General features: G+C 64.4%; 10 protein-coding genes and 2 riboswitches. Of the genes, 5 read left to right on the top strand and 5 right to left on the bottom strand.

The genetic code is table 11. The features are described from left to right. Positions 1-118: 118 nt before the first annotated feature. Together YQ44_RS14805 and YQ44_RS14800 are read right to left on the bottom strand one after the other, a co-directional pair. On the bottom strand, positions 119-742 hold the full coding sequence (locus YQ44_RS14805; protein WP_083411869.1) for a TetR/AcrR family transcriptional regulator: 624 nt from the start codon (positions 740-742) through the stop codon (positions 119-121). Positions 743-765: 23 nt separating this feature from the next. Next, complete coding sequence (locus YQ44_RS14800; protein ID WP_071324038.1) at positions 766-1,983, bottom strand: Bcr/CflA family efflux MFS transporter; 1,218 nt, start codon at positions 1,981-1,983, stop codon at positions 766-768. Between the two features lie 172 nt (positions 1,984-2,155). Here YQ44_RS14800 and YQ44_RS29020 point away from each other — a divergent pair, with 172 nt between their 5' ends. Continuing rightward, positions 2,156-2,314, top strand: coding sequence for a hypothetical protein (locus tag YQ44_RS29020; protein WP_198043691.1), 159 nt, complete (start codon positions 2,156-2,158; stop codon positions 2,312-2,314). A gap of 262 nt (positions 2,315-2,576) precedes the next feature. On the opposite strand, the gene gcvP is transcribed toward YQ44_RS29020, so the two are convergent. From gcvP to gcvT, 3 genes are all read right to left on the bottom strand, one after another. After that, complete coding sequence (gene gcvP, locus YQ44_RS14795; RefSeq protein ID WP_071324037.1) at positions 2,577-5,477, bottom strand: aminomethyl-transferring glycine dehydrogenase; 2,901 nt, start codon at positions 5,475-5,477, stop codon at positions 2,577-2,579. A gap of 103 nt (positions 5,478-5,580) precedes the next feature. Continuing rightward, on the bottom strand, positions 5,581-5,961 hold the full coding sequence (gene gcvH / locus YQ44_RS14790; protein WP_071324036.1) for a glycine cleavage system protein GcvH: 381 nt from the start codon (positions 5,959-5,961) through the stop codon (positions 5,581-5,583). A 71-nt stretch (positions 5,962-6,032) separates the two neighbouring features. Beyond that, positions 6,033-7,154 (bottom strand): glycine cleavage system aminomethyltransferase GcvT, encoded by a 1,122-nt coding sequence (gene gcvT, locus YQ44_RS14785; RefSeq protein ID WP_071324035.1) that lies wholly within the window; start codon positions 7,152-7,154, stop codon positions 6,033-6,035. A 73-nt stretch (positions 7,155-7,227) separates the two neighbouring features. After that, positions 7,228-7,333: riboswitch (glycine riboswitch) on the bottom strand. 28 nt (positions 7,334-7,361) lie between these two features. Then, positions 7,362-7,448: riboswitch (glycine riboswitch) on the bottom strand. 168 nt (positions 7,449-7,616) lie between these two features. On the opposite strand from gcvT, the gene YQ44_RS14780 reads away from it, so the two are divergent. From YQ44_RS14780 to YQ44_RS14765, 4 genes are all read left to right on the top strand, one after another. Next, on the top strand, positions 7,617-8,189 hold the full coding sequence (locus tag YQ44_RS14780; protein WP_071324034.1) for an ATP-dependent Clp protease proteolytic subunit: 573 nt from the start codon (positions 7,617-7,619) through the stop codon (positions 8,187-8,189). A 157-nt stretch (positions 8,190-8,346) separates the two neighbouring features. Beyond that, the gene (locus YQ44_RS14775; RefSeq protein ID WP_232250902.1) at positions 8,347-8,982 is read left to right on the top strand and encodes a phosphatase PAP2 family protein; all 636 of its coding nucleotides are present in this window, start codon (positions 8,347-8,349) and stop codon (positions 8,980-8,982) included. Between the two features lie 195 nt (positions 8,983-9,177). Beyond that, entirely contained in the window at positions 9,178-12,705 is a 3,528-nt protein-coding gene (gene smc, locus YQ44_RS14770) for a chromosome segregation protein SMC (RefSeq protein WP_083411867.1), read from the top strand. After that, positions 12,702-13,874 (top strand): cell division protein ZipA C-terminal FtsZ-binding domain-containing protein, encoded by a 1,173-nt coding sequence (locus YQ44_RS14765; RefSeq protein ID WP_071324032.1) that lies wholly within the window; start codon positions 12,702-12,704, stop codon positions 13,872-13,874. The genes smc and YQ44_RS14765 overlap by 4 nt, the downstream gene beginning before the upstream one ends. Positions 13,875-13,878 lie beyond the last annotated feature (4 nt).

Here is a 13,878-nt window from a genome sequence, read left to right as displayed (position 1 = left end):
AATGAATAATGAGGGCATCTTATGGATGCGCTGCAAGGGTGTCAACTGAAGAAATCTTAGGTTTCCAAAGTGTAATGTGGCTGTGGCACGATGTTGCATGGCCTTCTACCGCGCGGCTTCAGGCCGCCCGCGCCGCCATCGCCAGCGAGTCGGACAGGATCTGCCACAGGGCCGCGTGGCGCTGCTGCAGGGCGGCGCCGCCTGCGTAGATCAGCTCCACGTGCAGGCTGTCGACGATGCCCAGGTAGGCTTGCGCATACAGCTCGATGCGCGCGGCAGGCAATGCCGGCGCCAGGCGGCCCAGGCTGGCGACGTAATACTGGAGCAGCTGCACCAGCAGCGCCTCGAAGCCGCTGCCGACCTGCACGCGCAAGGTGGCGGGCGGCAGGTAGGCCGTGCGCAGCAGGAAGCGCAGGTGGGCCGACTCCGCGTAGCGCTGCGCCATGCGGTCGCAATACAGGGCGCCGGCCAGCTGGCCGCCCGTGGCCGGCGTTAGCGGACTCAGGTTTGCCTCGTCGTCGAAGCAGGCTTGCATGAACGCGTGCTCCTCTTCCAGCGCGTCGGCGAAAACATCGAGGAAGAGGGCGTCCTTGCCGGCGAAGTGCGAGTACAGCGACGCCTTGCGCATGCCGGCCTGCTCGGCGATGTCGCTGAGGGACGAGGCATCGTAGCCATGTTCGGAAAAATGCCCAACGGCAACGGCACAGATTTTATCGGCGGAAGCCGAGCGTTTCTTGATCATCAGGGTAGTTGGTCAGTGAGGCGTCAGTGCGCCGCCAGGCCGGTGGCGCGTGCCGGATGGACGCGCGCAGTTGCCAGGGTCAGCCATGATACCAGCAGGCCGGCCACGGTCAAGAACAGCAGCCATGGCACGGGCCCCCATTCGGACAGGCTGGCCGCCAGCGGCGTCGCCAGCGACGACAAGCTCATCTGGATGGCTCCCAGCAGCGCGGCCGTGGAGCCGAGCGCCTGCTGCTGCGAGCCCATGGCCATGGCCATCAGCGCCGCTTCCGCGATGCCCAGGCCGAACAGGGCCACGAACATGCCGGGCACGACGGCTGCGATGCCGAAGCCGGCCCAGGCACCCAGCAGGGCCAGTCCCGCGCCGCCCAGCATGGCGGCGCTGCCGGCCACGCCGAGGCGCGCCATGCCGTGGCGGCCCACGAGGCGGCCGCTGGCCATCGCGCCCAGCAGCACGGCCACGCCCGTGGCGCCGAAGACGAGGCCGAAGCTGCCGGCGGACAGGCCGAAATCGCGCTGGTAGACGAGCGACGCGCCGCCGATGTACGCAAAGAGGAAGAAGAAGCTGGCGGATAGGGCCAGCGCGGGCAGCAGGAAGGCGCGGTCCAGCGCGATGCGCGCATACGTGCGGTGCATGCCGCGCGGCGCGATGCGCCTGGCCGGCGGCAGGGTTTCCGGCAGGAACAGCGCGCTATTGAGCAGGGTCACGGCGCCCAGGGCGGCCAGGGCCAGCATCACCGCGCGCCAGCCGTAATTCGCGTCGAGCAAGCCGCCGACGGCCGGCGCCAGCACGGGCGCCAGGCCGACGATGGTCATCAGGAGGGCAAACAGTTGCGCCGCTTTGACGCCGTCGGCGACGTCGCGCACCATGCTCATCACCACCACCAGGGTCAGCGCGGCGCCCAGGCCCTGCAGCGTCCGCGCCAGCAGCAGGGTGGACAGCTGCTCCGCCTGCGACGCCCACACGGCCGCCACGATGTAGACGGCAATGCCTGCCAGCAGTGGACGGCGCCGGCCCAGCATGTCCGTCAGGGGGCCGCACAGCAGTTGGCCGCCGCCCAGCGCCAGCAGGAAGACGGTTAGGCTCAGCTGCACGTTCGCATACGAGGTGTGCAGTTCGCGCGCCATGGCCGGCATCGAGGCCAGGTACATGTCGATGCCGGCCGGGCCGAGGATGGCCACCAGGGCCAGCGAGGCCGCCAGCCCGAGACTGGCGGCGGGGAGGGGGGATTGCTGCTGCATTGTTCTTCCTTTGTATCGTCAAAAAAGCGCGGCATGGACGCCGCTGCCATTTTTATTGTACACTTACTGCCTACCGGTAGGTAGTCTTCATTTTTACACACTATGAAAAGGATGAGATGATGATGAGAACGGAAGCCAAGGCAGGCGCCCCCGCGGCGCGGGGAGAGATGGCATGATGGAATTCGGCATTATGCTCAGCGGTATCGCGGCGGCGCTGCTGTTCGCGGCGTGGAGTTCGCACCGCGCCCGCTGCGAGCGGCGCGACGTCGTGTGCCTGACCATCGTGGCCGGCGCCATGGCCGTGCCGGGCGCGGCCTTGCTGGCCCTGTAACGATCAGGCTGGCGACAATAAAAAAACGGCAGACCATCGGTCTGCCGTTCTGTTTTAATGCCCCTGGCTTTCGCCAGTCAGTAGGTCGGATTAGCGTGCCAGCGCGTAATCCGACAACAGCGTTGACAAAGCCGGTGGCGAGCTTGGATTACGTTCCGCTAATCCAGGCTACACAGCCATGTTCATGCGTGCATGAAAAAAGGCAGGCCGAATGGCCTGCCTTCTTGTCGCCGACAGGCCCGCGAAAGCGGGCGCCTGGCGTTTATTCCTCTTCGTAGGAACTGATGGGCGCGCAGCCGCAGAACAGGTTGCGGTCGCCATACACGTTGTCGGCGCGGCCGACCGGCGGCCAGTATTTGCGCTGGCGCAAGGACGCGACCGGGTAGGCGGCGATTTCACGGCTGTACTTGCGTTCCCAGTTGTCCGACATCAACACCTGTGCCGTGTGCGGCGCGTTTCTCAGCGGGTTGTCGTCGTGGTCGAATTCACCGCTGGCGACCTTGGCGATTTCCGCGCGGATAGCGATCATGGCGTCGATGAAACGGTCGATCTCCACTTTCGATTCGCTTTCCGTCGGCTCGATCATCAGGGTGCCCGGCACGGGGAAGCTCATGGTCGGCGCATGGAAGCCGAAGTCCATCAGGCGCTTGGCCACGTCTTCGTTGCTGATGCCGGTGGCGTCCGTGATCGGGCGCAGGTCCAGGATGCACTCGTGCGCGACCAGGCCGTCGTGGCCCGAGTACAGCACAGGGTAGTGCGGCGCCAGGCGGCGCGCGATGTAGTTCGCCGCCAGGATCGCCGTCTCGGTGGCGGCCGTCAAGCCTTCCGCGCCCATCATGGCGATGTACATCCACGAAATCGGCAGGATGCTGGCCGAGCCGAATGGTGCGGCGCTGACGGCGCCGATGCCGGCAGCGTCGCGCTGGTAGCCCGAGGAACGCTGGTTCGGCAGGAATTTCGCCAGGTGGGCGCCGACGCCGATCGGGCCGACGCCTGGTCCGCCGCCGCCGTGCGGGATGCAGAAGGTCTTGTGCAGGTTCAGGTGCGAGACGTCACCGCCGAACGAGCCGGGAGCGGCCACGCCGACCAGCGCGTTCATGTTGGCGCCGTCGATGTAGACCTGGCCGCCGTGCGAGTGGATGATCTCGCACAGTTCCTGGATGCCTTCCTCGAACACGCCGTGGGTGGACGGGTAGGTGACCATCACGCAGGCCAGGTTGGCGCTGTGCTTTTCCGCCTTCGCCTTCAGGTCGGCCAGGTCCACGTTGCCGTTGGCGTCGCAGCTGGTGACGACCACCTGCATGCCGACCATATTGGCCGACGCCGGGTTGGTGCCGTGCGCCGACGACGGGATCAGGCAGATGTTGCGGTGACCTTCGCCGCGCGATTCATGGTAGGCCTTGATCACCAGCAGGCCCGCGTATTCGCCCTGCGAGCCGGCGTTCGGCTGCAGCGAGACGGCGGCGTAGCCCGTCAAGGCGCACAGCATCTCTTCCAGCTGCGAGATCATTTCGCGGTAGCCCACGGTTTGCGCATCCGGCGCGAACGGGTGAATGTTGGAAAATTCGGGCCAGGTGACGGGGATCATTTCCGACGTCGCATTCAGCTTCATGGTGCACGAGCCGAGCGGGATCATGGTGCGGTCCAGCGCCAGGTCCTTGTCGGCCAGGCTGCGCAGGTAGCGCAGCATCTCGTGTTCCGAGTGGTAGCTGTTGAAGACGGGGTGGGTCAGGTAGGCGCTCTCGCGCGCCAGCTGCGCCGGCAGGGCGCTGGTGACGGCCGCTTCGACGGCGTCCAGGTCCGGGGCGGCAGGCGCGTTGGCGACGCCGTCGGCGAAGACCGTCCACAGCAGCGCGATATCGGCGCGCGTGGTGGTTTCGTCCAGCGACAGGCCGACGTGGGTGGCGTCGACCTTGCGCAGGTTGACGCCGTGCTTCAGTGCCGTCGCGTGCAGTTTTTCCGCATCGGCGACGTTGACGGTCAGGGTGTCGAAGTAGCTGGCGTTGGCGATGCCGTAGCCCAGGGTCTTCAGGTTGGCCGCCAGCACGCCCGTAAAGCGGTGCACGCGCTGGGCGATCTGCAGCAGGCCGGCAGGGCCGTGGTAGACGGCGTACATCGAGGCCATCACGGCCAGCAGCACTTGCGCCGTGCAGATGTTGGAGGTGGCTTTTTCGCGGCGGATATGCTGTTCGCGCGTTTGCAGGGCCAGGCGGTAGGCCTTGTTGCCTTGTGCATCGACGGTCACGCCCACCAGGCGGCCCGACATATTGCGCTTGAATTCGTCGCGCGTGGACAGGTAGCCCGCGTGCGGGCCGCCGAAACCGAGCGGCACGCCGAAGCGCTGGCTGTTGCCGACGACGACGTCGGCGCCCCATTCGCCCGGTGGCGTGAGCATGGTCAGGGCCAGCAGGTCGGCCGCGACGATGACCATGGCGCCGTTCGCATGCAGTTTTTCCACGCCGGCGCGGTAGTCGCGCACGACGCCGTTGACGCCCGGGTATTGCAGCAGCACGCCGAAGCAGCCGTCGAGCGATTCGATTTCCGCCGGGTCGAAGGTGCGCACCTCGATGCCGATCGGCTGGGCGCGCGTCTGCACCACTTCCAGCGTTTGCGGCAGCACGTCATTGGCGACGTACAGCACGTTCGATTTCGACTTGCCCACGCGCTGGATCAGGGTCATCGCCTCGGCGGCGGCCGTGCCTTCGTCCAGCATCGAGGCATTCGCGATGCCCATGCCGGTGAGGTCGGTGATCACTTGCTGGAAGTTCAAAATGGCTTCCAGGCGGCCTTGCGAAATCTCCGGCTGGTAAGGCGTGTACGCCGTGTACCAGGCCGGGTTTTCGAAGATGTTGCGCAAAACGACACCGGGCGTGAAGGTGTTGTAATACCCTTGGCCTATCAGGGATTTGAGCACCTGGTTCTTGCCGGCGATGGCTTTCAGGCGCGACAGCGCTTCCTGTTCCGGCATCGGCTGCGAGTACGCGCCCAGGGGCAGCGCGCCCTTGTTGCGGATGTTGGCCGGCACCAGGGCGTCGATCAGCGCGGCGCGCGATGGATAGCCGAGGGTCGCCAGCATGGCTTGCTGTTCGGTAGGGGAGGGGCCGATGTGGCGGGCGATGAAGGCATCGCGTGCTTCGAGTTGGGTCAGGCTGGTGCGGGTCATGATATAGAGGCCAAAAAAGACTGAAAAACCGGGATGCGGCGCGCGGGCGCAGCGCAGAAAAAATGCAAACGGGCCGCAAACGCGGCCCGTGTATCAAACGCGATCAGGCGCCGGTGGTGGCGCCATAGGCGGCAGCGTCAAGCAAGCCGTCCAGGGCCGACACGTCGGCTGGCTTGATCTTGAACAGCCAGTTGGCGTAGGCGTCGGCGTTGATCGATTCAGGCGAATTGACCACGGCGTCGTTGACGGCCACGACTTCGCCGGCGATCGGCGCGTAGATGTCGCTCGCTGCCTTGACCGATTCCACCACGGCGGCGTCGTCGCCGGCGCCGTAGGTGTTGCCCACGGTTGGCAGTTCGACGAAGACGATGTCGCCCAGTGCATCCTGCGCGTATTCGGTGATGCCGACGGTGATCGTGCCGTCGCCTTCAAGGCGTACCCATTCGTGGGATGCGGTGTACTTCAGGTCTGCAGGAATGTTCATGTATGGCTCCAGATGGTAAGTGTTCGTTATTGATTATGGTTGTACGGTCTTGCGGGCGGCTCTATAAAACCTTACGCAGCCAGGATTTTACCGTTACGCACGAAAGGCAGCTTGACGACGGAAGCGGCCAGCCGCTTGCCGCGGATTTCCACGTGCACGGTGTCACCCACCTTCACGCCGTTCGGCACGCGCGCCAGGGCGATCGCTTCCTGCATGGTCGGGCTGAAGGTGCCGCTGGTGATTTCGCCCGTGGCGTTGCTGCCGGCGATGATGACTTTCTGGTGGGCGCGCAGCACGCCGCCTTTTTCGCGCAGGATCAGTCCGACGAATTGCGCGTTCTGGCCTTGGGCCAGCAGGGCGGCCTTGCCGATGAAGTCGCGCTCGCTGACCAGGTCGATGGTCCACGCCAGGCCCGCGTCGAGCGGGTTGACGCTTTCATCCATGTCCTGGCCGTACAGGTTCATGCCCGCTTCCAGGCGCAGGGTGTCGCGCGCGCCCAGGCCGGCCGGCTTGACGCCCGCTGCCGCCAGGGCGTTCCACAGTGCTTCCACCTGGGTGGCGGCGACGCCGATCTCGAAGCCGTCTTCGCCCGTGTAGCCGGTGCGCGCCAGCATGACTTCGCCGAACGCCGTGTCCTTGACGATGACGACATTGAATGGCTTGATGGCGTCGGACGCGGCTTGCGTTTCCGGCAGCACTTGCCATACCTTGGCGCGCGCGTTCGGGCCTTGCACGGCCACCAGGGCCATGGGGGCATTGCCGTCGCGGCGCTCGGTGATCGTCAGGCCGCTGTTGGTGGCCGTATTTTGCTGCTGCATCCAGGCCACGTCTTTTTCAGCCGTGCCCGCGTTGACGACGAGGCGGAACCAGTTTTCGTTGAAGAAGTAGACGATCAAGTCATCGATGACGGTGCCTTCGGCATTCAGCATGCACGAATACAGCGCCTTGCCCGACACTTGCAGTTTGTCAACGTTGTTGGCGAGCAAGCCGCGCAGGAAGGCGCGCACGTTCGGGCCCTCGATGTCGACCACGCACATATGCGACACGTCGAACATGCCGGCGTCGCCGCGCACGGCGTGGTGCTCTTCGATTTGCGAGCCGTAGTTGACAGGCATGTCCCAGCCGCCGAAATCGACCATGCGGGCGCCGAGGGCACGGTGGGCGTTATTGAGTGGGGTCGCTTTGAGCGTCATTGAATCCTCGGGACGAAGGTAAAGGGGAAGTTAACAGAACACACAAAGCCAAACACGGCTTGTCGGCGTGATCACTGACCCCCCTGTCCTTTGTACCTGAGAGATTACGGGGGCTTGCCCCGTGCGCCCCTTCGGTGGACCGCCGGCATGTGCCGCGGTCGCTCTCCAGAGTTGAGCTAAAACATGTCGCCAAAGCAACAGCTTCAGTCCGCCTGATCGGTCCTTTTGCCTGAGAGTTTTTGGGTAGTGCCCCTTCGGCGGCAACGCTGGTTTGCCCTCTCCCGATCAAGTGTGAGGAATATATGCCAGCAGGGTCTTTCTGTCAATCTGAAAAGACGTTGTTCCGGCGCCGCCAAGGCGCTTGTTTGCGGGGCTGGCGGCAGGCCGGGCGGGCGCAAAAGGGCGCCCGCCCGCGCGCGAATGCGCTATCATGAAAGCCTGGCTTTCTTGCGGGTGCCTGCCATGAACACTACACAAAGCGAGACGCAAAACAACACCGAGCAGCACGGGTATTTCACCCTCTCCGGCGACGTCAACAGCGATATGGTGCGGCGCGTCTTCAATGCCGTGGCCGACATCACGGAAGACAAGCTCACCACCGCGCACATCCTGATCCAGTCGAACGGCGGCTATGTCAGCGACGGCATCTGCCTGTACAACTACCTCAGCAAGTTGCCGCTCGACATCATCACCTACAATGCGGGCGCCGTGGCATCGATTGCCGTGACCCTGTTCCTGGCGGGGCGCCAGCGCCATGCCAGCGACACGGCCCGCTTCATGGTGCACAAGTCGCACGCGACGGCGTCGCCCGGCTCGCGGCCCGATGCGCTCAGCATCATCGTCGAGGGCTTGCGCGCCGATGACATGCGCACCGAGCGCATCCTGCGCAACCACGTCAGCCTGACGGAAGAGCAGTGGCAGGTGCACGCATATTCCGACCTGCACCTGACGGCCGACCAGGCGCTGGACGTGGGCATGATCGCCTCGATCCGCGATTTCACGCCGCCGAAGGGCAAGCGCCTGACGAATATCTGAGCATTCCGGTGCCTGCACCGGTGATGGCGGCGAGGGTTATTTTCATGTGGAAATTTTGTAATGGAATGTAATTCTTCGCCGCAGTGCATCAAAAGGCGCGCTGAACCGGGCCATGTCATGGCATAGTGCGCGTTGATCATGAATAAGCGCAGGCACGATGACTTGGTGGAACGGGATTTCTTTTACGGCCGACATGTCCCTGATGGGGCCGGCCGGTGCGGCCATCGCCCTGTGGCTGCTGGTGTCGCGCCAGTGGAAGCTGGTGCTCAGCTGGAGCCTGTGGTACGGCGGCGGCCTGGCCCTGGTGGTGCTGTCGAAGCTGGCCTTCATGAGCTGGGGCGTGGGCAGCAGCGCGCTCGACTTCACGGGTTTCAGCGGCCACGCCATGCGCGCTGGCGCCGTGTTTCCCGTCTTGCTGTATGTCCTGTTGCAGCGGGCCGACCCGCGCTGGCGCCATGCGGGTGTCGCTTGCGGCGTGGCGTTCGCCGTGCTGGTGGCCATTTCGCGCGTGGTGGTGCATGCGCACAGCGTGTCGGAAGCCGTCAGCGGCTGCGTGCTGGGCCTGGCGGTGGCGCTGGGTTTCATGTGGAGCGCCCGCGGCGCCGTCAACATCGCCGTCAGCCATGCGCTGGCGCTGGCTTGCCTGGTGCTGATGATCGCCCTCAGCTTCAAGGCGGAACCGATGCCGACCGAGCAGTGGCTGCAAAAACTGGCCATGGCCTTGTCCGGCCATGAGCGCGTTTTTTCGCGCGCGGACTGGAAACTGGCGCAAGATGGCCGTCCCGCCCCGTGATGCGCAGGCTGGGACTGCTGTTTTTTGGCCAGAAAAGCATCAGGAAATGGTATGATGAACCACTTTTCAGCCGTGCGTGACCGGACTGCCATCGCCGCAATGGCGGTCACGGTGGCCGTGGTGACCATAAAACTGAATACGAACCGGGTTCACCCATAAATCAACCGCCAGCATAGGCCAGGAACTCTAAAACACGTGCGTCTCTCTTCCATCAAGTTGTCGGGATTTAAGTCTTTCGTCGATCCCACCAATTTCCAGGTGCCAGGCCAGCTGGTGGGCGTGGTCGGGCCGAATGGCTGCGGCAAGTCGAACATCATCGACGCCGTGCGCTGGGTGCTGGGCGAATCGAAAGCATCCGAATTGCGCGGCGAGTCGATGCAGGACGTCATTTTCAACGGTTCCACCCACCGCAAGCCGGCCGGGCGCGCCTCCGTCGAACTGGTGTTCGACAATAACGATGGCAAGGCGTCGGGCCAGTGGGGCCAGTATGCCGAGATCGCCGTCAAGCGCACCTTGACGCGCGACGGCACCTCCACCTATTACATCAACGGCCAGCCCGTGCGCCGGCGCGACATCCAGGACATCTTCCTCGGCACGGGCCTCGGCCCGCGCGCCTACGCCATCATCGGCCAGGGCATGATTTCGCGCATCATCGAATCGCGCCCCGAGGAGTTGCGCGTCTTCCTGGAAGAGGCGGCCGGAGTTTCCAAGTACAAGGAACGCCGCCGCGAGACGGAAAACCGCTTGCAGGACACGCGCGAAAACTTGCTGCGCGTGGAAGATATCTTGCGCGAACTCAATGCCAACCTGGAAAAGCTCGAAGCGCAGGCGGCCGTGGCCACGCGTTTCCACGCCTTGCAGGCGGACCAGGAAGAAAAGCAGAAGCTGCTCTGGCTGTTGCGCAAGAACGAGGCGCAAAACGAGCAGACGCGCTATTTCCGCGAAGTGGAACAGGCGCAGACGGACCTGGAAGAGCAGACGGCCAAGCTGCGCAATGTCGAGCTGACCCTGGAGCAGATGCGCCAGGCGCACTTTGCCGTGGGCGACCGTTTGCACACGGCGCAAGGCCATCTGTACCAGACGAATGCGGAAATCGGCAGCCTGGAAGCGCAGATCAAGTTCGTCATCGAATCGCGCGCGCGCCTGCAGGCGCAGCTGGCCACCCTGACGGCCCAGCGCGACCAGTGGACGCAGCAGGGCGGCGAATACCAGGAACAGATCGAAGAGGCGGAATTCCACCTCGAAGAGCTGGCCGCGAAGGTGGAACAGTCGCAAATGATGGCCGAACAGAAGGGCGAGCAATTGCCCGAGCTCGATGCCGCCTGGCGCGCCGCGCAAAACAAGAGCACGGAATCGCGGGCCAGGATCATGCAGGCACAGCAGCAGCTGGAACTGGAATCGGCGCACCAGCGCAACGCCTCGAACATCCTGGCCAGCCTGTTGACGCGCCGCGAGCGCCTGCAGCAGGAAAAGAACAGCCTGAGCCTGCCCGACAGCAGCCACCTGGAAAACCTGAAGCTGCAGCTGGAAGAAAAGCAGCAGGCGCTGGAAGAGCAGGGATTCTACCTGGAAGAGGCGCTGGAACAGCAGCCCAAGCTCGAGCAGGAACGCGCCGAGGCGCAAACGCAGGTCAATGCAGAAACAGCCGCCAACGCCCAGCTGGAAGCGCGCCTTTCCGCTTTGAAGCAATTGCAGGAACGCGTACAGACCCAGGGCAAGGTCCAGCCGTGGCTGAAAAAGCACGAGCTCGACACCTTGCCGCGCCTGTGGCAAAAACTGCAGATCGAGGCGGGCTGGGAAGCGGCCATGGAATCGATTTTGCGCGAGCGCACGTCGGCCCTGCAACTGTCGAATATCGACTGGGCCAAGGCCTTCTTTGCGGACGCGCCGCCGGCCAAGCTGGCCCTGTACGCGCCGTCGACGGTGGCGCCGCTGCCGGTGCCGGAAATCGCCGGCCTGAAACCGTTCCTGAACTTGCTGAAACTCAACGATCCGGGCTTGCGCGGCCTGCTGCAGGACTGGCTGTACAACGCCTATGCCGTGGAAGACGCGGCCGAGGCACTGGCCGAGCGCGGCAAATTGCCGCCGGGCGGCTATTTCGTCACGCGCGCCGGCCATGTCGTCACGGCCACCAGCGTGCGCTTCTATGCGGCCGATTCGGAGCAGGAAGGCATGCTGGGCCGCCAGCAGGAAATCGAGAATATCGGTAAACAATTACGCGCGCAGCAATTGCTGGCCGAAGAGGCGCGCGCCCGTTCCGTAAGGGCCGACGCTGCCGTGGCAGCCTTGACGCGCAACCTGTCGGACTTGCGCTTGCGCATACAGCAGCTGACGTCTTCCGTGCATACGCTGCAACTGGACGTGGTGAAACTGTCCGAAGTGGAAGCGCGTTTCAACCAGCGCAGCACGCAGATCGGCGCGGACCTGGCCGAGATCGCCGCGCAGGAAGCGGAACAGATGCAGACCAAGCTGGAATCGGAAGAGAAATTCGAACAGCTGGACATGGAACTGGGCAACTTGCAGGAAGCGCACGAAGACGGCCACACGGACTTCCTGCAGAAGGAGCAGCGGCTGGCCGAGGCGCGCGAAGCCTTGCGCGACCTGGAACGGGCCGCCAAGGATACGGAATACGCGGAAAAAGCCCACCGCGCGAAGATCGAGGAATTGCGCCGCAACATCGCCACGGCCAGTACGCAGGCGCAGCAGGTGACGGACAGCCTGCAGGCGGGCCAGCAGGAACTGGCCAGCCTGGAAAGCGGCGCGGCCGCCGACGGCTTGCAGGATCTGCTCGAGCGCCGCACGACGCAGGAGCGGGCGCTGGCCGATGCGCGCCATGAACTGGACCAGATCACGCAGCAGCTGCGCCTGTCCGAAGATGCGCGCACGCAGTCGGAACGCAGCCTGCAGCCGCAGCGCGACAAGATCATGGAAATGCAGCTCAAGGAACAGGCCGCGCGCCTGAACCAGGAGCAGTTTGCCCAGCAACTGCTGGAGTCGGGCGCCGACGAGGCCGCCCTGACGGAAAAGTTGCATCCGGACATGCGCCCATCGTATTTGCAGGGCGAAGTGACGCGGCTGACGAATGCCATCACATCGCTGGGCGCCGTCAACCTGGCCGCGCTCGACGAGCTGGCGCAGGCGTCCGAGCGCAAGAATTTCCTCGACGCCCAGAATGCCGACCTGACGGAAGCGATCAACACGCTGGAAGACGCGATCCACAAGATCGACAAGGAAACGCGTGACTTGTTGCAAGACACGTTCGACAAGGTCAATCACCACTTTTCCGAGCTGTTCCCGATTCTGTTTGGCGGCGGCCAGGCGAAACTGACCATGACGGGCGACGAGATTCTCGATTCCGGTGTACAAGTCATGGCACAGCCGCCTGGCAAGAAAAATGCCACCATCCACCTGTTGTCGGGTGGTGAGAAAGCGCTGACCGCGACCGCATTGGTGTTTTCCATGTTCCGCCTGAATCCGGCGCCGTTCTGCCTGCTCGACGAAGTCGATGCACCGCTGGACGATTCGAACACGGAACGCTTCTGCCGCATGGTCAAGCGCATGTCCGACCAGACCCAATTCCTTTTCATTTCGCATAACAAGATTGCGATGGAAATGGCCCATCAATTGATCGGTGTGACGATGCAGGAGCAGGGCGTATCGCGCATCGTGGCGGTGGACATGGAGTCCGCCGCAAATTTTGCTACCGAGGCACAAGCAGCATGACAGACCTTCAAATTACCTTGTTCGGCGCCGGCGGCGTCTTTATCGTCGGCGTTTTCTCGTACAACAAATGGCAGGAATACAAGGCCAAGAAAAGCGTGGAGCGGGCTTTTTCCACCGACCATGACGACGTGCTGATGCGCGATGGCGACGCTCCCGCCGTGGAAGCCCAGGAACCGGTGCTGCGCCAGGAACCGCGCTTCGATGCGGCCCCGTCCGCCAAGGCCGAGCCGTCGTTCGGCGCGCCGCCGCCGGCCGCCGTGCCCGACGCGCCGGTGCATGCGGAACCGTCGCTGGGCGACGCGCCGGCCGCGCCTGCTCCTGTGGCCGCGCCACCCGCGCCGCCCGTGCAGGAAGTGAGCGCGGCCAGCGAACAGGCCACCAGCCTGGTCGACCCGCTGATCGACTGCCTGCTGCCCTTGTCGCTGGAAGCGCCTGTGCGCGGCGACAAGATCCTGCCCGTGCTGCAAACCTTGCGCCTGGTGGGCAACAAGCCCGTGCATTTCATCGGCTTGCACGTGAATGGCGACTGGGAACCGATCACGCATGGCGGTGTCTATACCAAGATGCAGGGCGGCGTGCAGCTGGCCAGCCGCAGCACGGCCTTGAACGAACTCGAATACTCGGAACTGGTCACGCGCCTGCGCGGCGTGGCTGACGACATCGGCGCCGAGCCGGAAGTGCCCGACATGATGGAAGTGATGGCCGAAGCGCGCAATCTGCACCGCTTTGTTGCCGGCCACGATGCCCAGCTGGGCGTGAACCTGCACACCAACGGCGCGCCGTGGGCCATTTCCACCTTGTTGCTTGCGCTGGAGAAACAAGGCTTCGACGTGCGTCCCGATGGCCGCTTCGTCATGCCCGACGGCGACGGCGGTTTCCTGTTCTCGCTGTCGACCAACGTCACCCTGGCCGAGGAAACCACGCCCCGCTTGACCCTGCTGCTGGACGTGCCCTGCGTGGCGCCCGCGCGCGACGGCTTCGGCGCCATGATCGCCTGCGCCCGCGCGCTGGTGGGCCGCCTGGACGCGACCATCGTCGACGATTACAACCAGGCCCTGTCCGATGCGGCGCTGGCCGAGATCGCCGGCCAGGTACAGGAGTTTTACCAGGAAATGGAGGCGGCCGACATTCCCGCCGGTTCCACCCGCGCCATGCGTTTATTTAGCTGAAGAA

Source organism: Janthinobacterium sp. 1_2014MBL_MicDiv (assembly GCF_001865675.1).
GTDB lineage: Bacteria > Pseudomonadota > Gammaproteobacteria > Burkholderiales > Burkholderiaceae_D > Janthinobacterium.
This window is presented reverse-complemented; position numbering and strand designations above follow the sequence as displayed.

Bases quoted from the DNA above. Each gene is read 5' to 3' on its own strand.
- YQ44_RS14805 (WP_083411869.1), bottom strand. From the start codon at position 742: ATGATCAAGAAACGCTCGGCTTCCGCCGATAAAATCTGTGCCGTTGCC.
- YQ44_RS14800 (WP_071324038.1), bottom strand. From the start codon at position 1,983: ATGCAGCAGCAATCCCCCCTCCCCGCCGCCAGTCTCGGGCTGGCGGCC.
- YQ44_RS29020 (WP_198043691.1), top strand. From the start codon at position 2,156: ATGATGGAATTCGGCATTATGCTCAGCGGTATCGCGGCGGCGCTGCTG.
- gcvP (WP_071324037.1), bottom strand. From the start codon at position 5,477: ATGACCCGCACCAGCCTGACCCAACTCGAAGCACGCGATGCCTTCATC.
- gcvH (WP_071324036.1), bottom strand. From the start codon at position 5,961: ATGAACATTCCTGCAGACCTGAAGTACACCGCATCCCACGAATGGGTA.
- gcvT (WP_071324035.1), bottom strand. From the start codon at position 7,154: ATGACGCTCAAAGCGACCCCACTCAATAACGCCCACCGTGCCCTCGGC.
- YQ44_RS14780 (WP_071324034.1), top strand. From the start codon at position 7,617: ATGAACACTACACAAAGCGAGACGCAAAACAACACCGAGCAGCACGGG.
- YQ44_RS14775 (WP_232250902.1), top strand. From the start codon at position 8,347: ATGACTTGGTGGAACGGGATTTCTTTTACGGCCGACATGTCCCTGATG.
- YQ44_RS14765 (WP_071324032.1), top strand. From the start codon at position 12,702: ATGACAGACCTTCAAATTACCTTGTTCGGCGCCGGCGGCGTCTTTATC.